This window comes from Pseudomonas sediminis (genome assembly GCF_039555755.1).
GTDB lineage: Bacteria > Pseudomonadota > Gammaproteobacteria > Pseudomonadales > Pseudomonadaceae > Aquipseudomonas > Aquipseudomonas mendocina_D.
On sequence record NZ_CP154631.1, the window covers coordinates 1402823 to 1424203 of the forward strand.

Annotated in this window: 22 protein-coding genes and 1 tRNA gene; 8 read left to right on the forward strand and 15 right to left on the reverse strand. The window is 62.6% G+C overall.

All coding sequences use genetic code 11. The features are described 5' to 3' along the window. Positions 1 to 172: 172 nt before the first annotated feature. Positions 173 to 616, reverse strand: a complete 444-nt coding sequence (locus AAEQ75_RS06750; protein WP_343351283.1) for a hypothetical protein — start codon at positions 614 to 616, stop codon at positions 173 to 175. Here AAEQ75_RS06750 and trmL point away from each other — a divergent pair. Then, positions 615 to 1079, forward strand: coding sequence for a tRNA (uridine(34)/cytosine(34)/5-carboxymethylaminomethyluridine(34)-2'-O)-methyltransferase TrmL (trmL, locus tag AAEQ75_RS06755; RefSeq protein ID WP_179543706.1), 465 nt, complete (start codon positions 615 to 617; stop codon positions 1077 to 1079). The two genes, AAEQ75_RS06750 and trmL, sit on opposite strands and share 2 nt — an antisense overlap. Positions 1080 to 1208: 129 nt before the next feature. Here trmL and AAEQ75_RS06760 read toward each other — a convergent pair whose 3' ends face one another. The 4 genes from AAEQ75_RS06760 to AAEQ75_RS06775 all read right to left on the reverse strand — a co-directional run bounded on the left by AAEQ75_RS06760 (position 1209) and on the right by AAEQ75_RS06775 (position 3930). Continuing rightward, complete coding sequence (locus AAEQ75_RS06760; protein WP_343352342.1) at positions 1209 to 2630, reverse strand: IS1182 family transposase; 1422 nt, start codon at positions 2628 to 2630, stop codon at positions 1209 to 1211. 110 nt (positions 2631 to 2740) lie between these two features. Continuing rightward, positions 2741 to 3226 carry a protein-export chaperone SecB gene (gene secB, locus AAEQ75_RS06765; RefSeq protein WP_256835303.1) on the reverse strand — a complete coding sequence of 162 codons (486 nt, stop codon included), beginning with the start codon at positions 3224 to 3226 and terminating at the stop codon, positions 2741 to 2743. Between the two features lie 28 nt (positions 3227 to 3254). Further along, the gene (gene grxC, locus AAEQ75_RS06770) at positions 3255 to 3515 is read right to left on the reverse strand and encodes a glutaredoxin 3 (RefSeq protein ID WP_037002286.1); all 261 of its coding nucleotides are present in this window, start codon (positions 3513 to 3515) and stop codon (positions 3255 to 3257) included. A gap of 1 nt (position 3516) precedes the next feature. Next, on the reverse strand, positions 3517 to 3930 hold the full coding sequence (locus AAEQ75_RS06775) for a rhodanese-like domain-containing protein (protein ID WP_106733375.1): 414 nt from the start codon (positions 3928 to 3930) through the stop codon (positions 3517 to 3519). 147 nt (positions 3931 to 4077) lie between these two features. Between AAEQ75_RS06775 and gpmI the strand changes: the two genes are divergently transcribed. The 3 genes from gpmI to AAEQ75_RS06790 all read left to right on the forward strand — a co-directional run bounded on the left by gpmI (position 4078) and on the right by AAEQ75_RS06790 (position 8331). Beyond that, complete coding sequence (gene gpmI, locus AAEQ75_RS06780) at positions 4078 to 5610, forward strand: 2,3-bisphosphoglycerate-independent phosphoglycerate mutase (protein ID WP_343351288.1); 1533 nt, start codon at positions 4078 to 4080, stop codon at positions 5608 to 5610. 107 nt (positions 5611 to 5717) lie between these two features. Beyond that, positions 5718 to 6968, forward strand: coding sequence for a murein hydrolase activator EnvC family protein (locus tag AAEQ75_RS06785; protein ID WP_256835300.1), 1251 nt, complete (start codon positions 5718 to 5720; stop codon positions 6966 to 6968). 46 nt (positions 6969 to 7014) lie between these two features. After that, complete coding sequence (locus tag AAEQ75_RS06790; RefSeq protein ID WP_343351291.1) at positions 7015 to 8331, forward strand: S41 family peptidase; 1317 nt, start codon at positions 7015 to 7017, stop codon at positions 8329 to 8331. Positions 8332 to 8474: 143 nt separating this feature from the next. Here AAEQ75_RS06790 and AAEQ75_RS06795 read toward each other — a convergent pair whose 3' ends face one another. The 9 genes from AAEQ75_RS06795 to AAEQ75_RS06835 form a co-directional block, all read right to left on the reverse strand. Next, positions 8475 to 9230: a substrate-binding periplasmic protein gene (locus AAEQ75_RS06795; protein WP_343351293.1), complete on the reverse strand. Its 756-nt coding sequence runs from the start codon at positions 9228 to 9230 to the stop codon at positions 8475 to 8477. Between the two features lie 133 nt (positions 9231 to 9363). Further along, positions 9364 to 10119: a substrate-binding periplasmic protein gene (locus AAEQ75_RS06800; protein ID WP_179543701.1), complete on the reverse strand. Its 756-nt coding sequence runs from the start codon at positions 10117 to 10119 to the stop codon at positions 9364 to 9366. Between the two features lie 84 nt (positions 10120 to 10203). Continuing rightward, on the reverse strand, positions 10204 to 10938 hold the full coding sequence (locus tag AAEQ75_RS06805) for a substrate-binding periplasmic protein (protein WP_296231444.1): 735 nt from the start codon (positions 10936 to 10938) through the stop codon (positions 10204 to 10206). A gap of 199 nt (positions 10939 to 11137) precedes the next feature. Beyond that, on the reverse strand, positions 11138 to 11908 hold the full coding sequence (gene hisF / locus AAEQ75_RS06810; RefSeq protein WP_106733382.1) for an imidazole glycerol phosphate synthase subunit HisF: 771 nt from the start codon (positions 11906 to 11908) through the stop codon (positions 11138 to 11140). A 150-nt stretch (positions 11909 to 12058) separates the two neighbouring features. After that, positions 12059 to 12796: a 1-(5-phosphoribosyl)-5-[(5-phosphoribosylamino)methylideneamino]imidazole-4-carboxamide isomerase gene (hisA, locus tag AAEQ75_RS06815; protein WP_343351298.1), complete on the reverse strand. Its 738-nt coding sequence runs from the start codon at positions 12794 to 12796 to the stop codon at positions 12059 to 12061. Between the two features lie 37 nt (positions 12797 to 12833). Beyond that, entirely contained in the window at positions 12834 to 13088 is a 255-nt protein-coding gene (locus AAEQ75_RS06820; protein ID WP_072424828.1) for a DUF2164 domain-containing protein, read from the reverse strand. Continuing rightward, positions 13088 to 13726: an imidazole glycerol phosphate synthase subunit HisH gene (gene hisH, locus AAEQ75_RS06825; protein WP_343351301.1), complete on the reverse strand. Its 639-nt coding sequence runs from the start codon at positions 13724 to 13726 to the stop codon at positions 13088 to 13090. The genes AAEQ75_RS06820 and hisH overlap by 1 nt, the downstream gene beginning before the upstream one ends. Next, positions 13727 to 14320, reverse strand: coding sequence for an imidazoleglycerol-phosphate dehydratase HisB (hisB, locus tag AAEQ75_RS06830; RefSeq protein ID WP_017675949.1), 594 nt, complete (start codon positions 14318 to 14320; stop codon positions 13727 to 13729). Positions 14321 to 14466: 146 nt separating this feature from the next. After that, positions 14467 to 16125, reverse strand: a complete 1659-nt coding sequence (locus AAEQ75_RS06835) for an OFA family MFS transporter (protein ID WP_343351304.1) — start codon at positions 16123 to 16125, stop codon at positions 14467 to 14469. 376 nt (positions 16126 to 16501) lie between these two features. Here AAEQ75_RS06835 and AAEQ75_RS06840 point away from each other — a divergent pair, with 376 nt between their 5' ends. The 4 genes from AAEQ75_RS06840 (at position 16502) to AAEQ75_RS06855 (ending at position 20324) form a co-directional block, all read left to right on the forward strand. Beyond that, positions 16502 to 18727: an AsmA family protein gene (locus tag AAEQ75_RS06840; protein WP_343351305.1), complete on the forward strand. Its 2226-nt coding sequence runs from the start codon at positions 16502 to 16504 to the stop codon at positions 18725 to 18727. After that, positions 18724 to 19791 carry an A/G-specific adenine glycosylase gene (gene mutY / locus AAEQ75_RS06845; RefSeq protein ID WP_343351306.1) on the forward strand — a complete coding sequence of 356 codons (1068 nt, stop codon included), beginning with the start codon at positions 18724 to 18726 and terminating at the stop codon, positions 19789 to 19791. The genes AAEQ75_RS06840 and mutY overlap by 4 nt, the downstream gene beginning before the upstream one ends. Next, positions 19788 to 20060: an oxidative damage protection protein gene (locus tag AAEQ75_RS06850; RefSeq protein WP_021490485.1), complete on the forward strand. Its 273-nt coding sequence runs from the start codon at positions 19788 to 19790 to the stop codon at positions 20058 to 20060. The genes mutY and AAEQ75_RS06850 overlap by 4 nt, the downstream gene beginning before the upstream one ends. 188 nt (positions 20061 to 20248) lie before the next feature. Beyond that, positions 20249 to 20324 (forward strand) — tRNA-Phe (locus tag AAEQ75_RS06855). 119 nt (positions 20325 to 20443) lie between these two features. On the opposite strand, the gene AAEQ75_RS06860 is transcribed toward AAEQ75_RS06855, so the two are convergent. Further along, a complete protein-coding gene (locus tag AAEQ75_RS06860; RefSeq protein ID WP_343351307.1) occupies positions 20444 to 21355 on the reverse strand; it encodes a restriction endonuclease in 912 nt (303 codons plus the stop codon). Positions 21356 to 21381: the final 26 nt, after the last annotated feature.

Sequence of the window (21381 nt, forward strand, 5' to 3'; positions counted from 1 at the left end):
CATAGGCTAAGGCAATCCCAGTTTCGGGGACCTTGGTACAGGCAGGCCGGGGAATCCCCTTCTTTATTCGACGCCACCGCGCGTCATGTGTAACGCGCCACTGCTCGGCCAACGAGCACGGCGCCACCCGTTTCGGGGACCTTGGTACAGGCAGGCCGGGGAATCCCCTTCTTTATTTGGGACGCAGTGTCAGTCGCGCACGCCAACGTCCATCCTCTTGCGCACTGCGCCACTCCCCGTCCAGCGGACGGGGCGATACCAGCACCAGCAGCAGATCCCGCCCGTCGCGCTCCACCCGCCAGTTCACCAGGCCCAGCGGCAGTTTCAGCTGCCCCTCGCGCACCCGCCCGTAGGCATCTTCATAGCGATACACCAGAGCACCGTCGACATGCTCGGCCTGGCCCACCGGCTCACGGTTGAACCAGAGCTGCAACCCCTGCTCCCAAGCCTCGACGTCCTCGATACGCAGGCGCGGCGGATCGAATACCCGGCCGATCATCATGCCGACGAGAAAGGCGATCAGCATCACCGATGCCATAAAACGCCAGCGCAAACGCGGCCGTGGATCTTCAGGCGGCGTAGAATGGCGCTCGTCCCAGCGCTCGGAGTGTTGCATGTTCCACGTCATCCTCTTTCAACCGGAAATTCCGCCCAATACCGGCAACATTATCAGGCTGTGCGCCAACAGCGGCTGCCAGCTGCATTTGATCGAGCCACTGGGCTTCGAGCTGGATGACAAACGGCTGCGCCGCGCCGGCCTGGACTATCACGAATACGCCACGCTCAAGCGCCACCCGGACCTGCAGAGCTGCCTCGAGAGCCTCGGCCAGCCGCGCCTGTTCGCCTTCACCACCAAGGGTTCGCAACCGTTCCACGAGATCGCCTACCAGCCCGGCGACGCCTTCCTGTTCGGCCCGGAAAGCCGTGGCCTGCCAGAAGAGGTGCGCAACGCCCTGCCACCCGAGCAGCGCGTACGCCTACCCATGCGCGCCGGCTGCCGCAGTCTGAATCTATCCAATACCGTGGCCGTTACCGTTTACGAGGCCTGGCGGCAGAACGGCTTCGCTGGCGCCGACTAAGGCCGCGAGCGGACACAAAAAAGCGCCCCGAGACAGAGCGTGTGAAAACGCACTGACGCCAGAAAAATCCAACGCCCCGACTGGTTCGGGGCGTTGGTGTTTTTGATGCTTGGAAATGGAAGGCGGGATTTACCCCAACAGCTCGATCAGCCGACGGGCACCCATCACATTGATGGCACGCTTCAGGTTGTAGGCGTTGACCGCCAGGGCCATTTCCGTCCGAGCGCCCTGCAGTTGTCGGAGCAGGAAGCGACCATTACCCAAAATCCATTGCTTCAGGTTGCCGAAGGGATGTTCGACGATGGATCGGCGCCTGACCATCATCTCTGGATGCGCCTGCATCCGCTGATGCATGCGCTCGAATGCGGCCTCATGGACATGCCGAGTCACGTGTCGACGTTTAGCCTTGGTGCAGCGTGATTTCAATGGACAAGCCGTGCAGTCGCCGCGTAGAGCATAAATGCGCTGTAGGCCGTTTACCTGCTTGAGCGGTAACCATTGGCCTGCAGGGCATTGGTACTGGTCGTTTTCTGCGTCGTAGCTGAAGGCGCTGCGATCGAATAGCGGCGTGTCGTCGCCCTTGTTATTTATGCCCCGATTCTCCGGCACATAGGCCGTAATCCCAGCATCATCACACGCTTGAAACTGCTCACCATTGGAGTAGCCGGCATCGGCTGTAACCGTCAGCTCTTCCTGCGCCAGGATCGCCTGGGCAGCCTTGGCCATAGGTTCCAGTTGTTGGTTATCGCTGCCATCCTGAGTGACAGCATGATGCACGATCAGCCCATGCTCGCCATCCACCGCGTTTTGCACGTTATAAGCCACGCGAGCCCCCTGGTGGGTACGCATCATGCGCGCCTCGCTCTCACCCACGACGAACTGCTCCAGCCCCTGTACCTCCATCAACGCCTGGGCTGTCAGGTTATCGGCATGTCGGCTCTCCAGCTGCTGCAGCGCAGCCTTGACCGCACTGCGATCAACCACTTCAGCGGCCTCACTGCGGTCAGCCTCGTCCAGTTCGGCCAGATAACGGGCGATCTGCGCCTCCAGCTTGCCTTGTTGACGCTTGAGCTTCGTCAGGCTCAGATGCTTGCGTTGCGACGCTACCGCCTGAAACTTGCTGCCATCGATGGCCACGAGTTGCCCGCTGATCAGCCCCACCTGGCGACAGAACCGGACGAAGGTGCGGCAGGTCGCCTGAAAAGCAGCGCTGTTGTCCTTGCGAAAATCAGCAATGGTCTTGAAATCCGGTGCCAATCGGCCCAGCAGCCACATCACCTCGACATTGCGTTGGCACTCAGCTTCCAGGCGCCGGGAGGAGCGGATGCGCTGGAAGTAACCGTACAGATAAAGCTTGAGTAGATCCGCTGGATCATAGCCAGGACGTCCAGTCTTGAGTGGTTCGGCCTTGCTGAAACCCAGAGTCTGCAGATCCAGGCGGGCGACATAGGCCTCGATCACCCGTACCAGGTGATCCTCCGGCACCAGCTCCTCCAATGTGGGAGGAAACAGGCTGCTTTGCTGACGACCTTCGCCCTGGATGTAGCCCATAAACGACAATGCCCCCATCGACTGATGGAGGCATTGTCTTCAGCTTGCTCTCAGACTGCTAGGTTTTCACACAGTCTGGAGAGGCGCTTTTTCATGCAACCGAGCCGCACTTAGTGAGCAGTGGTTTCGCCGGCTTGCTGCATGCGCTGCAGCTCCTGGGCGTACAGCGCGTCGAAGTTCACCGGCGACAGCATCAGCGCCGGGAACGAGCCACGGGTCACCAGGCTGTCCAGCGCTTCGCGAGCGTACGGGAACAGGATGTTCGGGCAGAAGGCGCCGAGGGTGTGGCTCATCGAGGCAGCGTCGAGGCCCTTGATCAGGAAGATGCCAGCCTGCTGCACTTCTGCGATGAAGGCGACTTCTTCGCCATTCTTCACGGTCACCGACAGGGTCAGCACGACTTCGTGGAAGTCACCTTCCAGCGCTTTCTGGCGGGTGTTCAGATCCAGGCCAACGCTCGGCGTCCACTCCTGGCGGAAGATTTCCGGGCTTTTCGGCGCTTCGAAGGACAGGTCCTTGACGTAGATGCGCTGCAGGGAGAATTGCGGATTCTGCGAATCGTCAGCGGCTGCGCCGCTGTTGGCTTGCTCGGTCATGGCGTTTGCCTTCCTTAACGTTGAGGTTTCAAGCGGGGCTCTGCAGCAGCGCATCGAGCTTGCCGGCGCGCTCCAGGGCATAGAGGTCGTCACAGCCACCCACATGGGTGCTGCCGATCCAGATTTGCGGCACCGAGGTGCGCCCGGCCTTGCGGGTCATCTCCGCGCGGATGGCCGGCTGGCCGTCGACGCGGATTTCCTCGAAGTCCACCCCTTTGCTGGCCAGCAGTTGCTTGGCACGCATGCAGTAGGGGCACCAATCGCTGGAGTAGACGACCACACTGGCCATGTCACTTCACCAGCGGCAGGTTGTCGCCACGCCAGGTGGCGATACCACCGGACAGCTTGGCGGCGGTAAAACCGGCCTTCTTCAGTTCGCGGGCGATGCTGCCGGCGTGCTGGCCCATGGCGTCGACCACGACAATGGTCTTGGCCTTGTGCTTCTCCAGCTCGGCGATGCGTGCCACCACCTTGTCGTAGGGGATGTGCAGGGAGTCGACGATATGGCCGGCGGAGAAATCCTTCTGCGCACGCACGTCGAGCACCACGCCCTTGTCGCTGTTGACCAGCGCAGTGAGCTCGCGGCTCGACAGGCTCTGCCCGCCCTTGCGCATTTCGGTGACGATCAGCAACACCAGCAGAACGGCGAACATTCCACTCAGTACGTAGTGGTTGATGATGAATTCAATCAGGTTGGCGAACATCTATATGGCCCAGGACGGTAAAATGCCGGCCAGTATACACAGGCCCACAGGTCGGCCAAACCCCGTCTGGCAGTGACGCGCCAGGCGCTTGGCCCTAAAATGTCGGGCTGTTCCATTGCCCCCTCAGACGCAGAGCGAGCCAGTTTAATGAGTGCCACGCCAAAACCCTTGGTTCTGATCATCCTCGACGGCTTCGGTCACAGCGACAAACCCGAGTACAACGCCATCTACGCTGCCAACACGCCGGTGTACGACCGCCTGCGCGCCACCTACCCGCACGGCCTGATCTCCGGCAGCGGCATGGACGTCGGCCTGCCGGACGGGCAGATGGGCAACTCCGAAGTCGGCCACATGAACCTCGGCGCTGGCCGCGTGGTGTATCAGGACTTCACCCGCGTGACCAAGGCGATTCGTGACGGTGAGTTCTTCGACAACGCCACGATCAACCAGGCCGTGGACAAGGCCGTGGCCGCCGGCAAGGCCGTGCACATCCTCGGCCTGCTCTCCGATGGCGGCGTGCACAGCCACCAGGATCATATCGTCGCCATGGCCGAACTGGCCGCCAAGCGCGGCGCCAAGAAGATCTACCTGCACGCCTTCCTCGATGGCCGCGACACCCCACCGAAAAGCGCGCAGCCATCCATCGAATTGCTAGACGCAGCCTTCGCCCGCCTCGGCAAGGGCCGTATCGCCAGCCTCACCGGCCGCTACTTCGCCATGGACCGCGACAACCGCTGGGATCGCGTGCAGCAAGCCTACGAGCTGATCGTCGACGGCGCTGGCCAGTTCAACGCCGCCACTGCCGTTGAAGGCCTGCAGGCTGCCTATGAGCGCGGCGAGAGCGACGAATTCGTCAAGGCCACCACCGTCGGCACGCCGGTACAGGTCGAGGACGGCGACGCCGTGGTGTTCATGAACTTCCGCGCCGACCGCGCCCGTGAGCTGACTCGCGCCTTCGTCGAGCCCGGCTTCAAGGAGTTCGAGCGCAAGCGCGCGCCGCAGGTCGGTTTCGTCATGCTCACCCAGTACGCGGCGAGCATCAAAGCGCCCAGCGCCTTCGCCCCGGAAGCGCTGACCAACGTGCTCGGCGAATACCTGGCGAAGAACGGCAAGACCCAACTGCGCATCGCCGAGACAGAGAAATACGCCCACGTCACCTTCTTCTTCTCCGGCGGCCGCGAAGAGCCGTTCGAGGGCGAAGAGCGCATTCTGATTCCGTCGCCGAACGTCGCCACCTACGACCTGCAGCCAGAAATGAGCGCGCCGGCAGTCACCGACAAGATCGTCGATGCGATCGAAAATCAGCGCTATGACGTGATCATCGTCAACTACGCCAATGGCGACATGGTCGGCCATACCGGTGTGTTCGAGGCGGCGGTCAAGGCCGTGGAAACTCTCGATACCTGCGTCGGCCGCATCACCGAGGCGCTGGAGAAGGTCGGCGGCGAGGCGCTGATCACCGCCGACCACGGCAACGTCGAACAGATGGAAGACGAGTGCACCGGCCAGGCGCACACCGCGCACACCTGCGAGCCGGTGCCGTTCATCTACGTCGGCAAGCGCCCGGCGCGCATCCGCGAAGGCGGCGTGCTGGCCGACGTGGCGCCTACCCTGCTCAAGCTGATGGGCCTGGAACAACCGGCCGAAATGACCGGCAAGACCATCGTCGAGCTGCAGTAATCGGCATAAAACAAGAAACGCCCCGCGCCATCAGGCCTGGGGCGTTTTTTTTGCCCGGCAGCACGGGCATACTAGGCCTCAATTCGCCCTCCGGTGTCGCCTCGCCCATGCTTCGCATCCTAGCCCTGATTCTGCTCAGCAGCCTGATCGCTCCGGCCATCGCCGACGAGCGTGCCGATACCCAGCGCCAGCTGGAAGCAGCACGTCAGGACGTGGCCGAGTTGCAGAAGCTGCTGAAAAAGCTGCAGGAGGAAAAATCCAGCGTGCAGCAGCAGTTGAAGAAGACCGAGACCGAGATGGGCGACCTGGAAGGCCAGGTCAAGGAACTGCAGCGCGAACTCAAGGGCAGCGAGCAGGAAATCCAGCGCCTGGATCAGGAGAAAAAAAAACTCCAGGGCGCGCGCACTGAACAGCAACGGCTAATCGCCATCCAGGCCCGCGCCGCCTATCAGAGCGGCCGCCAGGAATACGTCAAGCTGCTGCTCAACCAGCAGAACCCGGAAAAATTCTCGCGCACCCTCACCTATTACGACTACCTCAGTCAGGCCCGCCTCGAGCAGCTCGCAGCATTCAACGAGACGCTGCGCCAACTGGCCAACGTCGAGCAGGAAATCACCAGCCACCAGGCCCAGTTGCAGGCACAGAAGGCCGGCCTGGACGAGCGTCACGCCAAGCTTGCCGAGGCGCGCAAGGAGCGCCAGCAGGCCCTGGCCAAACTCAACAGCGACTTCGCCACCCGTGACCAGCGACTCAAGGCGCGCCAGCAAGAGCAGGCCGAACTGGGCCGCGTGCTGAAGACTATCGAGGAAACCCTGGCCCGCCAGGCGCGCGAAGCAGAGGAAGCGCGCAAGCGCGCCCTGGCAGCACAACAGGCAGAACAGGCGCGGCCTGGCAGACAGCAGAGCAGCCAACCAAGCGGTCCGCTGGTGACGTCCGGCGCCATCTACGGCGGACCTTTCGCCAGCGCACGCGGCAAGCTGCCGTGGCCCGTCGACGGTCGATTGGTAGCACGCTACGGAACCCCACGTGGCGGCGACGCTCGTACTAAATGGGACGGCGTACTGATCGGCGCACCCGCCGGCAGCCAGGTACGCGCCGTGCATGGTGGTCGAGTGGTATTCGCCGACTGGTTGCGTGGCGCCGGTCTGTTGGTCATTCTCGACCATGGCAATGGTTATCTGAGCCTGTATGGCCACAACCAGAACCTGCTCAAGAGTGCCGGAGATGTGGTCAAAGCCGGCGAGCCCATCGCCACCGTTGGTAGCAGCGGTGGTCAGGATACATCGGCACTGTACTTCGCCATTCGCCAGAACGGTCGTCCGAGTGATCCGGCACAGTGGTGCCGCGCGCAGGGATAATCAGGTTGCAGCCTGGTGGCGCCTCATTTACCTAGGAGTTGTCTTCATGTCTCATCGCTTCCGCCCCACCTGCCTGGCCCTGGTCCTCGGGCTGCTGCTCGGCGCTCCAGCCCTGCATGCCGCCGAGCCGGCCACTGCGCCGGCAGCAACGGCGAGCGGCAAGGCTCCGCTGCCACTGGATGATCTGCGCACCTTCGCCGAGGTGATGGACCGCATAAAGGCCGCCTATGTCGAGCCGGTGAGCGACAAGACCCTGCTGGAAAATGCCATCAAGGGCATGCTCAGCAACCTCGACCCGCATTCGGCCTACCTTGAGCCGGAAGCCTTCGCCGAGCTGCAGGAAAGCACCAGCGGTGAATTCGGCGGCCTGGGCATCGAGGTCGGCATGGAGGACGGCTTCGTCAAGGTGGTTTCCCCCATCGACGACACGCCAGCCTCGAAAGCCGGCATCCAGCCTGGCGACCTGATCGTCAAGATCGACGGCCAGCCGACCAAGGGCCTGTCGATGATGGAAGCCGTGGACAAGATGCGCGGCAAGGCCGGCAGCAAGATCGAGCTGACACTGGTGCGTGACGGCGGTCGCCCGTTCGACCTGACCCTGACCCGTGCGGTGATCAAGGTGCGCAGCGTGAAGAGCCAGATGCTCGAAGACGGCTACGGCTATCTGCGCGTCTCGCAATTCCAGGTCAACACCGGCGAGGAAGTGGGCAAGGCGCTGACCAAACTGCGCCAGGAAAACGGCAACAAGAAGCTGCGCGGCCTGGTCATGGACCTGCGCAACAACCCGGGCGGTGTGCTGCAGGCAGCAGTGGAAGTGACCGACCACTTCCTCAAGAGCGGCCTGATCGTCTACACCGAAGGCCGCCTGGCCAACTCCGAACTGCGTTTCAACGCCGACCCGGCCGACGCCAGCGAAGGCGTACCACTGGTGGTGCTGATCAACGGCGGCAGTGCCTCGGCCTCGGAAATCGTCGCTGGCGCCCTGCAGGACCACAAGCGCGCGGTACTGATGGGCACCGACAGCTTCGGCAAGGGCTCGGTGCAGACCGTGCTGCCGCTGAACAACGACCGCGCGCTGAAGCTGACCACGGCGCTGTACTTCACCCCCAACGGCCGCTCGATCCAGGCTCAGGGCATCATCCCTGACATCGAAGTGGCGCGCGCCAAGCTCACCCGCGAGCAGGACAGCGAGGGCATCAAGGAAGCTGACCTGCAGGGCCACCTGGGCAATGGCAACGGCGGTGCCGACCGCCCGAGCAAGGCCGCACAGGCCGCGCGCGCCGAGCGCCCGCAGGACGACGACTACCAGCTGAGCCAGGCACTGAACCTGCTCAAGGGGCTGAGCGTCACACGCGGCAACTGAGACGATACGGCAATACGAAAAAGCCCGGACAACTGTCCGGGCTTTTTCATGTCGACGCGCTTTGCGCGCGACCTACACACCTCGTAGGGTGCGCTATGCGCACCGAGCCCGACGCCAGGGCCGGGGCTCTAGAGCCACAGAGGTTACAGATAGCTCTCGGTAATATCGTCGATGAAGCCTTCGCTGCGCAGCTCGTCCAGCGCCTTCTGCAAACGCTCGACCACCTCGTCCGGGGTGTCCTTGTTCAGGGCCAGATACAGCTCGGCATCCCTGAAGCGCAGCACAGTATTGAGACCGGTGACGTCCTCCTGCTTGGCCAGATAACGGCCAACCGGGTCGGTAGTGGCCCACAGGTCGATTTGCCCACGCACCAGCTTCTTCACGTTCTCCTGATCACGCAGGGCGTTGATCGGCGCCAGGCCCTGGCTCTCCAGGTTCTGGCTGACGGCATCGTTCTTGTAGGCACCGATACGATACTTGGCCGCGTCCTGCAGACTCGACACCTTGATGTCGTTGCCCGGCGCAGCGAGCAACACCCAGCCGGTCTTGGCCAGCGGGCCAACCCACTTGAACAGCGGCTTGCGCTCCTCGGTGTAGGTGGTGGAGAACAGACCGTAGTTGGGTTTGTCCAGCGTCAGGCGATACAGGCGGTCCCAGGGGAAACGCAGGGTCAGGGTGTAGCCAATGCCGGCACGCTTGAACATCTCACGCACGATGTCGGCGCTGATGCCGTCGATGCCGTCGTCACGGGCGAAGTTCTTGTCGTCCACCGCCATGTTGAAGGGCGGGAAATTCTCGGTCAGCAGCACCACCTTGTAATCCTGCGGCAACTCCGCATGCGCGGAACCACAGAGCATGAACAAGGCGACAAACAGGCTTTTCTTCAGAGTATTCAGCATAAGACGTACCGCTCGCATGATTTTGGTTATGGCTAGCGACATCCTTGCATGGGCCCGAGCCCGATCATTGGCACTCAGTGGCTCTGCCATCCATGGCAAGCGACCGGCTCGTGGCCGGTCGCGTGTTCAGTGCTTACAGGTAGTTGTTCAGCGTCGCGTCGACGAAGCCTTCGCTGCGCATCTGATCCAGCGCCGCCTGCAGCTTGGCGACGATCTCGTCAGGCATTTCCTTGTTCAGCGCCAGGTACAGCTCGGCGCTGTCGAAGCGCAACACCGTGCGTAGACCGGAGACACCCTCTTGCTTGGCCAGGTAGCGGCCGGCAGGGTCGCCCGTGGCCCAGAGGTCGATTTGCCCGGCCACCAGCTTGCGTGCATTTTCCTGGTCACGCAACGAGGTGCTGTGCTCCACGCCCTTGTCGGTCAGGTATTCGGAGATGGCATCGCCTTTATAGGCACCGATGCGATACTGCTTGGCCTCATCCAGGCTGGTCAGATTGATCGAGCTGTCAGCCTTGGCCAGCAGTACCCAGTCGTCAGGACCGATAGGGCCAACCCACTTGAACAGTTGCTCACGCTCCGGCAGGCGCGCGGTAACGAACACGCCATAACCCGGTTTTTCCAGCGCCAGCTTGTAGATGCGATCCCAGGGGAAACGCAGGGTCAGGTTGTACTTGACCCCGGCACGCTTGAACATCTCTCTGACCACATCCGCGGCGATGCCGTCGATATTGTCTTCCTGAGCGAAGTTCTTACCGTTGATCGCCATGTTGTAGGGCGGGAAGTTCTCGGTCAGCAGGACCACGGTGTAGTTTGGGTCCACTTCGGCGCGCACCGCACCAGCGAGCACCATAAGGGTGCCAGCGAACGCGGTCAGCAGACGTTTGAACATGACATTTCTCTTTCTGTGAAAAGGCAGACCGCATCAGGATAACCGCCGTGCCCTCCCCGGCCCAGCGATTACTGGCAGTTTGCCTCAGTAGCGCGCCTCGATATTCTTCAGCGCACCCTCGGCTCGCAGCGAATCCAGTGCACTTTGCAACTTCTGCACCAGCTCGTCAGAGGTCTGCAGGTTGAGCGCCAGGTAGAGATCGGCAGTGTGCAGCTTCTGCACCATCTTGAGGTTCTCCACGCCTTCCTGGCGCGCGACGAAACGCCCCGCCTGATCAGAAGTGACCCACAAATCGATCTGCCCGCGCTCCAGCTTGCGCACGTTCTCGGTATCACGCAGCGCCGTTTGCACCTCTATGCCCTTGTCGAGCAAAAAACGAGTCTTGGCATCGCCCTTGTAGCCACCAATGCGGTAACGCCGGGCATCCTCCAGCGAGCCCAACTGGATGGCGCTGTCACCCTTGGCGAACAGCACCCAATCGTTGCTCGCGATCGGCCCGACCCACTTGAACAGCTTTTCACGCTCGGCCGTGCGCGCCGTCGAGAACAGACCATAACCGGCATCATCCAGGGTCTGCTGGTAAACGCGCTGCCAGGGGAAGCGCAGGATCAGTTTGCAATCGACTTCGGCTCGCTCGCAGACGGCGCGCAGGATATCGGCACTGATACCGGTAACGTTGTCGTCACGCGCGAAGTTGTTACCACCAACCGACATGTTGAACGGCGGCAGGTTCTCTGTAAGCAGTACCAGCGGCTCTGCGCGCGCCAGGCTGAGGCCGCAGGTAAGGGCCAGGATGGTCACGAATCGAAGAAGGAACATGCAGACTCCGTGTCGAAAATGTTCAGCAAAAGATGACCCTCCGCAATCGCGGGAGCCAAGGATTCAGGGATGTGAAGTCAATGGTAGCCAGATCGCTGGCACTTTGCCGTCGACTCGCCCGCAGCTTTGCCCGAAAGCAGCGTCATTCGGGCGATACGGGGCGCTCAGAGCCGCTTGCGGCCCGGGCGCCACATACCGATCAGCGCACCACGATACCGCGACTGGCCAGGTAGGCCTTGGCTTCGGGCACGGTGTATTCGCCGAAGTGGAAGATGCTCGCAGCCAGCACGGCATCGGCCTTGCCTTCCAGGATGCCGTCGGCCAGGTGCTGCAGGTTGCCGACGCCGCCAGAGGCGATCACCGGCACGCGCACGGCCTCGCTGATGGCGCGAGTCACGCCCAGGTCGTAGCCGCTCTTGACGCCATCCTGATCCATGCTGGTGAGCAGGATCTCACCGGCGCCCAGCTCTTCCATCTTGCGCGCCCACATCACGGCATCCAGGCCGGTCGGTTTGCGCCCGCCATGGGTGAAGATTTCCCAGCGGCCCGGCTCGCCCGGCGCGGAAACACGCTTGGCGTCGATGGCGACGACGATGCACTGCGAGCCGAAACGTGCAGCGGCTTCACCGACGAACTCAGGGTTGAATACGGCGGCAGTGTTGATCGACACCTTGTCGGCACCGGCATTGAGCAGATTGCGAATGTCCTGCACGGTGCGCACGCCGCCACCAACGGTCAGCGGGATGAATACCTGGCTGGCCATGCGCTCGACGGTGTGCAGGGTGGTGTCACGGCCATCGACGCTGGCGGTGATATCGAGGAAGGTGATCTCGTCGGCACCCTGCTCATCGTAGCGACGAGCGATTTCCACCGGGTCACCGGCATCGCGGATGTTCTCGAACTTGACGCCCTTGACCACGCGGCCGTTGTCCACGTCCAGGCAAGGAATGATGCGTTTGGCCAATGCCATGCTGAAACCCTCTCTAACCGGCTGCGCCGCACATCCGCGGCGTTGCGTGGCGCTCGCTCCTCGCCGTACTACAGTACTGTCTCGTCGCTGCGCGCCACGCGCCTTGCGTCTGAAGCGGCTCGCTCGCTTAGCGAGGGCTTCAGAGCGTGCTTAACCCTTGAAGCTGTCGCAGAAGGCCTGGGCCTCAGCCACATCCAGGGTGCCTTCGTAGATGGCACGGCCGGTAATGGCGCCGATGATGCCGGGCGAACGCGCCAGCAGCAGCTTCTCGATGTCGCCGAGGTTGTGGATGCCGCCGGAAGCGATCACCGGAATCTTGCTGGCGGCAGCCAGCGCAGCGGTGGCTTCGACGTTGCAGCCCTGCATCATGCCGTCTTTGGCGATGTCGGTATAAACGATGGCGGACACGCCGTCAGCCTCGAAGCGCTTGGCCAGGTCGGTAGCCTGCACGCTGGAGACTTCCGCCCAGCCATCGGTGGCGACGAAACCGTCCTTGGCATCCAGGCCAACGATGACCTTGCCGGGGAAGGCCTTGCACGCCTCGGTGACGAACTCCGGCTCTTTAACCGCCTTGGTGCCGATGATCACGTAGCTGACGCCGGCACGCACGTAGTGCTCGATGGTTTCCAGGGTGCGGATGCCGCCGCCGATCTGGATTGGCAGGGTCGGGTAGCGCTTGGCGATGGCGGTGACGACTTCGCCGTTGACCGGCTGGCCTTCGAAGGCGCCGTTCAGATCGACCAGATGCAGACGACGGCAGCCACCCTCGACCCACTTGGCGGCCATGCTCACCGGATCATCGGAAAAGACGGTGGAGTCTTCCATGCGGCCTTGACGCAGACGCACGCAAGCGCCGTCCTTGAGATCGATAGCGGGGATAATCAGCATCGGTTGAACCTGCTCAAGTTTGAATTCGGTAAGACGCTCAGCTCTTTTCGAGCGCCCAGAGGTCGCTCTCGATGCTTTCGAACCTGTCTTTCAGGTGCGCCTGAACATCGAGAATCGCCTTGTTGTAGTAGTGCGGTGCCAGCTCGCGGGTGATCTGGTCGAGCACTTCCTGCACTTCGAAGGTGCCCAGTTGCAGCTCGAAACGCTCGTCGAGAAAGCGCTGCAGCATCAGCAGCGCGGCCTGCTCCTGGGCAGGCTCGAGCGCGAGACTGGGGACCTTGTTGCGCGCCATTACCAGCGACCATCCCAGGCGGCGAAGTTCTGCAGCAACTGCAGGCCGTGGGTATGGCTCTTCTCCGGGTGGAACTGCACGGCAAAACGCGAGCCCTCGGCCAGCGCGGCGGCGAAGTCCTTGCCGTAGTGGCCACGACCGACCACCTGCTGCGGCTTGCCGGCCTCGATGTAGTAGCTGTGCACGAAGTAGAAGCGCGCCTGGTCGGGAATGTCGTGCCAAAGCGGGTGCTTCACCGCCTGGCCAACCTCGTTCCAGCCCATGTGCGGCACCTTCAGGCGCTCACCATCTTCGTTCAGATCCTTGCCGAAGAAGCGCACCTGACCGGGGAACAGACCGATGCAATCGACGCCGTCATTCTCTTCGCTGCGCTCGAGCAGCGCCTGCATACCGACGCAGATGCCGAGAAACGGACGGTCAGTGCTGACTTCACGCACCAGCTCGTCGAAACCCAGGCGCCTGATCTCGGCCATGCAGTCGCGAATCGCGCCGACGCCAGGGAACACCACACGGTCCGCCTCGCGGATCACCTTGGCGTCCGAGGTCACCAGCACGCGGCCGGCGCCAACGTGCTCCAGCGCCTTGGCCACCGAGTGCAGGTTGCCCATGCCATAGTCGATTACGGCTACCGTCTGCATTTACAGACAGCCTTTTGTAGATGGCATCTGCCCAGCCATGCGCGGGTCCAGCTCCACGGCCATGCGCAGCGCGCGGCCGAAGGCCTTGAACACGGTTTCGATCTGGTGGTGGGTGTTGTGCCCACGCAGGTTGTCGATGTGCAGGCTGACCAGCGCGTGATTGACGAAGCCCTGGAAGAACTCCTGGAACAAGTCGACGTCGAAGTTGCCGACCACCGCGCGGGTGAACGGCACGTGCATCTGCAGGCCGGGACGACCGGAGAAGTCGATCACCACGCGCGACAGCGCTTCGTCCAGCGGCACGTAGGAATGGCCGTAACGGGTCATGCCCTTCTTGTCACCGATAGCCTTGGTGAAGGCCTGGCCAAGGGTGATGCCGACGTCCTCGACGGTGTGGTGGTCGTCGATATGCAGATCGCCCTTGCACTCGATGTCGAGGTCGATCAGACCGTGACGGGCGATCTGGTCGAGCATGTGCTCGAGAAAGGGCACACCGATATCGAAGCGCGCCTTACCGGTGCCATCCAGGTTGATCGAGACCTTGACCTGAGTCTCCAGGGTGTTGCGCTCGACGAATGCCGTACGTTCGGCCATCACCAGCTCCACAAATTGCCAACGGAAAAAGGCCAGCATTATAGGCGGGCCGGGGCAGCAACGGCTACCGGCGATGGTCGGACGGGCAGAAACGAAAAAGCCCGCACAGGCACGAGGCCTGAGCGGGCTTTTTCAGAAGCGCAGCGTTACTGGAACAGCACGAGCGTCTTCTGCAGGGTGATCCACACACCCCAGGCCAGCGGAACACCCACCACCAACCAGGCGAACGCCACCACCGGCTTGCTCGACGGGTCAGCCGACCACTCCAGTTCGCTCGCTGCCGGTGCCGATTTCTCGCCATGGGCGCGCTCGGCGGCCAGCTCGGCCTCGGTCATGAAGTACTTAGGCGCCACCGGACGCACCAGGGCGTTGCAGATGAAGCCCAGCACCAGTAGACCGGCAAGGATGTACAAAGTGATGTCGTAGGCCGCAGCCTTCTCCACACCGATGCTCAACTGGTACTCGCGCAGGTAGTTGACCAGCACCGGGCCGAGCACACCAGCCACCGCCCAGGCAGTCAGCAGGCGACCGTGGATCGCACCAACCATCTGCGTGCCGAACAGGTCGGCCAGGTAGGCCGGCACGGTGGCAAAACCACCGCCGTACATCGACAGGATGATGCAGAACGCCAACACGAACAGCGCCAAGCTACCCAGCTGACCGAGCATCGGCACCGACGCGTAGAGCGCGAAACCCAGGCCGAAGAACACGAAGTAGGTGCCCTTGCGCCCGATGAAGTCCGAGCAGGAAGCCCAGAAGAAGCGGCCACCAATGTTGAACAGACTGAGCAGACCGGTGAACCCGGCGGCGATGGCGGCGATCTCGACCAGTTGCGCAGAGCTGAGCTCGTTGAACGACAGGTCGACACCGATCAGCTTGCCGGCGAAGACTTCCTGCAGCAGCGGCGAAGCCATGCCGATGATGCCGATACCGGCCGACACGTTCAGGCACAGCACGGCCCAGACCAGCCAGAACTGCGGGGTCTTCCACGCGGTGTTCACGTGCACGTGACCCTTGGTGATCATCGCGTTGTTGGCCTTGGTAGCCGGCGCGGTCCAGCCCGCCGGTTTCCAGCCGGTCGGCGGTACGCGGTAGGACAGCGCACCGCCCATCATGAAGATGAAGTAGATCACCGCCATGACCACGAAGCTCTGCCAGACGCCAACACCTTCAGCCGACGCGAAGTGATTCATCAGAATCGCCGCCAGCGGCGCACCGACCATCGCACCACCGCCGAAGCCCATGATCGCCATGCCGGTGGCCATGCCGCGCTTGTCCGGGAACCACTTGATCAGGGTCGAAACCGGCGAGATGTAGCCCAGGCCGAGACCGATACCGCCGATTACCCCCGAGCCCAGCCATAGCAGCCAGATCTGGTGGGTATAGATACCCAGCGCGGAAATCAGCAGACCGCCGCACCAGCACAGCGCGGAGACCACGCCCGCCTTGCGCGGGCCAGCATGCTCCAGCCAGCCACCCCAGATGGCAGCCGAGCAGCCGAGGAAAACGAAGAACAGGGTGTAGATCCAGCCGAGCATGGAGATCTGCCAGTCGCAGTTGCTGGCGAAAATCTGCTCGAAGAAGCCCATTTCCGGGGCACAGGCCGTGGCAGCGGTGATACCGACCGCCTTCGACAGCGGCAACCAGAACACCGAGAAGCCGTAGGCCATGCCGATACACAAGTGAATGGCGAGAGCGGCTGGCGGAACCAACCAACGGTTGAAACCGGGGCGCGCGATGATGCGCTCCTTGGACAGAAATGCAGGCTTCGCCGCATCGCCGTCCAATACAAAGGCGTCAGTCATAGATAGGTCTCTTTTTATGGTTACGAGCAAGCAAGGGCAATCGCATAGACTCGCCGAGGTAAAAGCTTGCGGAGAGTAGCACCAGGGCGCGACAAATCGCCGCGCAAGAAGTCAATTTTTATCAATTTATGCAGATTTTTTGCTTTTTACGCAAAAACCTAAAAGACCTCATCTATTGCGTGATAGACGGCGTCGATCCGGCCGCCAATCCGCTGCACGGCGCAGCTGCGGGGAACCGCTCGAACCTATTCCGATCCAAGCTCGAGCCGATCCCTGTTCACCGCCTCAAGCAGGCGCCTGGACATGGCGGCATGACGCTATAATCGGCAGTCTTCTGCACACCGCCATTCCAGCTCTCGAAACCAAGGACCCGTTCATGAAAGCGTTAGGCAAGATCCTGGGCCTTTTCTTTCTCGGCTTGCTGCTGATCGTAGTGGCGCTGCTGTTCGCCCTGACTCATCTGTTCGACCCCAACGACTACAAGGACGAGATCCGCCAGATCGCCCGCGACAAGGCCAACCTCGAGCTGCAGCTCAGGGGCGACATCGGCTGGAGCCTGTTCCCCTGGCTGGGCCTGGAGCTGACCGACGCCACCCTGGCCAGCGCCGACACGCCGGACAAGCCGTTCGCCGACCTGCGCATGATCGGCCTTTCCGTCCGCGTGATGCCGTTGCTGCGCAAGGAAGTGCAGATGAGCGACATCCGCGTCGACGGTCTCAATCTCAACCTGCAGCGCGACGACAAAGGCCGTGGTAACTGGGAAGGCGTCGGACGCCCCACCCAGGCCAGCGTGCCGCAGCAAACACCCAGCGAGCCAGCGCCGAGCGAAGAAACACCGCCGAGCCAGCCGAGTGACAAACCGGCCAGTCAGCCGGTCAAGCTGGATATCGACAGTCTGACTCTGAGCAACTCGCGCATCGACTACAGCGACGCGCAGAAAGGCCAGCAATTCACCGTCGAGAATATCGAACTGAAAACCGGCGCTATCCGCGAAGGCGCCAGCATCCCGGTCAAACTCAGTGCCTTCTTCGGCACCAACCAGCCGGTACTGCGCGCACGCAGCGAGGTTGAAGGCCAGCTGCGCTTCGACCGCGTGCTCAAGCGCTACCAGTTCGAAGACCTAAAACTGGCTGGCGAAGCCTCGGGCGAGCCGCTCAAGGGCAAGACCCTCAACTTCTCCGCCCAGGGCCAACTGCTGGTCGACCTGGCCGCCAACGTCGCCGAATGGAATGGTCTGAAGCTCTCCGCCAACCAGCTGCGCGCCCTCGGCGAGATCAAGGCACGCGAGCTGGGCAAGGACGCCAAGATTTCCGGCGGCCTGTCCATCGCCTCGCTCAACCTGCGCGAGTTCCTCGAAGGCGTGGGCGTCGAACTACCGGCCATGCAGGCCAGCGATAGCCTCAACCAGTTCGAACTGGTCAGCCGCCTGAATGGCTCGAGCAAGGGCATGATGTTCGAAGAGCTCAACCTCAAGCTCGACGGCAGCACCTTCACCGGCAAGCTCGGCGTGAGCGACTTCGCCAAGCAGGCGCTGCGCGCCGATCTCAAGGGTGACAAGCTCGACCTGAACCGCTATCTGCCGCCCAAAACCCAGGACAGCGCCGCTGCAGCGCGCAAGGCGGAGGTCAAGGACAGCATCGCCGGCGCCGGCAAGGACGGCTCCACCCCACTGCCCAACAAACCCACCCAGCAGGCCTGGAGCGACGACAAAGTGCTGCCGGTGGATCAGTTGCGCAAACTCGACCTGCAACTGGCGCTCAGCCTCGCCCAGCTCACCTACGACAAGCATCAGTTCAGCGACGTCAATCTCAAGGCCAATGGCCGTGGCGGCCTGATCACGGTGGAAGAGGCGCGCGGCAAACTGCAAGGCGGCAGCTTCGTCAGCAGCGGTCGCATCGATGTGCGTCAGGCCGAGCCGATGCTCAGCCTGGAACAGCGCCTCAGCCGCATGCCGCTGGAACCGCTGCTGAAGAAGGATGACCAGCCCTCGCCGATCAAGGGCCAGCTCGACCTCGACGCCAAGTTCAACACCCGCGGCAACAGCCAGAAGGCCTGGATCGAAGCGCTCAATGGCAATGCCAGTTTCGTCCTCAACGACGGCGTGCTGGTCGACGCCAACCTCGAACAACAACTGTGCCGCGGCATCGCCACCCTCAACCGCAAGGCGCTGAGCAACCCGCCAACCGGCAAGGACACCCCCTTCCGCGAACTCAAGGGCAGCCTCAGCGTGCGCGACGGCGTCGCCCACAACCCGGACCTCAAGGCCCAGGTGCCGGGCCTGGCGGTCAGCGGCAATGGCGACCTCGACCTGCGCGTGCTCGGCCTCGACTACAAGGTCGGCATCACCCTGGAAGGCGACCAGCGCGAGATGCCGGACCCGGCCTGCCAGGTCAACGAGCGCTACGTCGGCATCGAATGGCCGCTGCGCTGCCGCGGCCCACTGGAACTCGGCGCCAAGGCTTGCCGCCTGGATCAGGACGGCCTCGGCAAGATCGCCGCGCGCCTGGCCGGCAACAAGCTGACCGAGAAGCTGGAAGAGAAGCTCGGCGACAAGGTCAGCCCGGATCTGAAAGACGCACTCAAGGGCCTGTTCAACCGATGAGCCCCGAGCAGTTCAACGGCGCCGTGCTGGCCTGGTACGACCAGCACGGGCGCAAAGATCTGCCCTGGCAGCAGAACATCACGCCGTACCGCGTCTGGGTTTCGGAAATCATGCTGCAGCAGACCCAGGTCAGCACCGTGCTCGGCTACTTCGACCGCTTCATGACCGCCCTGCCGACCGTGAAGGACCTGGCCGAAGCTCCCGAGGATGAAGTGCTGCACCTGTGGACCGGCCTGGGTTACTACACCCGCGCGCGCAACCTGCAGAAGACCGCGCAGATCGTCATGCGCGAGCATGGCGGCGAGTTCCCCCGCAGCGTCGATGCCCTTAGCGAACTGCCGGGCATCGGCCGCTCCACCGCCGGCGCCATCGCCAGCCTGAGCATGGGCGTACGCGCACCGATCCTCGACGGCAACGTCAAGCGCGTATTGGCACGCTACGTGGCGCAGGAGGGCTATCCCGGCGAGCCGAAAGTGGCCAAACAGCTGTGGGACGTGGCCGAGCGCTTCACCCCGCACGAGCGGGTCAACCACTACACCCAGGCGATGATGGACCTCGGCGCCACCCTCTGCACCCGCAGCAAACCCACCTGCCTGCTGTGCCCGGTGCGCAGCGGCTGCCAGGCGCACCTGCTCGGCCTGGAAATCCGCTACCCGGTGTCCAAGCCGCGCAAGGCACTGCCGCAGAAACGCACCCTGATGCCGCTGCTGGTCAATGACGCCGGCGACATCCTGCTCTACCGCCGCCCCTCCACCGGGCTGTGGGGCGGACTGTGGAGCCTGCCGGAGCTGGACGACCTCGCCCAGCTCGACGAGCTCGGCAGACAACAACAGCTCCAACTCGGCGAGCGCCGCGAGCTGGAAGGCCTGACTCACACCTTCAGCCACTTCCAGCTGGCCATCGAACCCTGGCTGATCGAGGCAACCGAACAGCCAGGTCGCGTGGCCGAGGCCGACTGGCTCTGGTATAACCTCGCCACCCCGCCGCGCCTGGGCCTCGCAGCCCCGGTGAAGAAGCTGCTGAAACGCGCGGCGCAAGTCATTACCGCTGGAGAACCGACATGACCCGCACCGTACAGTGCCGCAAATACAAACAGGAACTGCCCGGCCTGGATCGCGCGCCCTACCCCGGCCCCAAAGGCGAAGACATCTTCACCAACGTGTCCAAGCAGGCCTGGGACGAGTGGCAGAAACACCAGACCATGCTGATCAACGAGCGTCGCCTGAACATGATGAACGCCGAGGATCGCAAGTTCCTGCAAGCCGAAATGGACAAGTTCCTCTCCGGCGAGGAATACGCCCAGGCCGAAGGCTACGTACCGCCGAGCGAGTGACGGCACCTGTGGGAGGGGCTTCAGCCGCGACAAGGACTGGTATCCCCGCACACCAGCCGCCAGGCTCTCGATAGCGGTGCGCACGGCGCACTCTACCCGTCACGAGCCTAAGCGCCCGAAATAATTAAATATTTTTCAAACCCGCGCTTGACACTGATCCTTCAAATCCGTCTAATAGCGCCCCGTTGGCCCAGGTAGCTCAGTTGGTAGAGCAGGGGATTGAAAATCCCCGTGTCGGCGGTTCGATTCCGTCCCTGGGCACCATATACAGACTTCAGATGGTTTAAGCACCTTCTGAAGGCAATAAAAAACCGGCCTTTGAGCCGGTTTTTTATTGCCTGCGTTTTCACGGGAAGCCGCCTAAGCCAGCGGCCCCGCCACCATCACTCTTCGGCGAAATAGTCGCTGTCGAGCTGCTTCACCTCGTACACCTGCTTGACGCTCACCCCCAGGTTGTTCTCCACCATCAAGCGCGCCAGCTCAACGCCGTCGATCAGCACCACTTTGATATCCAGCCCCAAGGCTGCTTCGCGTGCGCCCGTGGAGAAGTCCGAAGTAGTTATGAAAACACCCTTGCGAGCTCGCTGGCGCGTCAGAGCACCGATGAACTTGTCGATTTCGGGCCGGTGTACGGTGTTGCTCCAGCGCTTGGCCTGCAGATAGATCACGTCAAGGCCGAGCTTGTCTTCCTTGATGATGCCGTCGATACCATCATCGTTGGTGGCCTGGGTCGCCTTGCCGGCTTCCTTGCGCGAGCCGCCGTAACCCATGGCCAACATCAGATCGACCACCAGCTGCTCGAAGAAGCCTGGCGTCGCCGCCCGCACCTGCGCCAAAAGCTCATCGGCCAGCGACTGCACAAGAGCCTGATGAGCCTCGGCCAATTGCTCATCCGGCGTCGTCTCTGCGGCATCGAGCGCCAAAATGGCCGGTGCATCAGTAGCCTGCGGCTTGGCGGTATGGAAGTCGGCGAACTCAGGGAATTGCTTCAACCAGCTCACAGTGATGCGCTGCGGACCGCTGAGAAGGGTATCCCGGCCACGCGCGGTAATCTGCACCATGCCCTTGGCCGGAATACACAACAGGCCGGCCTTGTTCAGGTAGGTACGCGCCCAGCCCACACGGTTGTTGATCACCGTCTGATGGCCTGAGGGAAGGCGCTCCTTGCGCTCTTCCTCGGTCAGCTGAAAATGCTCGGCCACGCGCTCACGCAACTCGTTGAGCGGCAGCGGCGCACCATCCTGCACAGTGGCCAGCACGGGGCGCATCACGCTCTGAAAATCCGGAATCGCCATCTCTACTCCCTTTCCCCCGTCGGCGC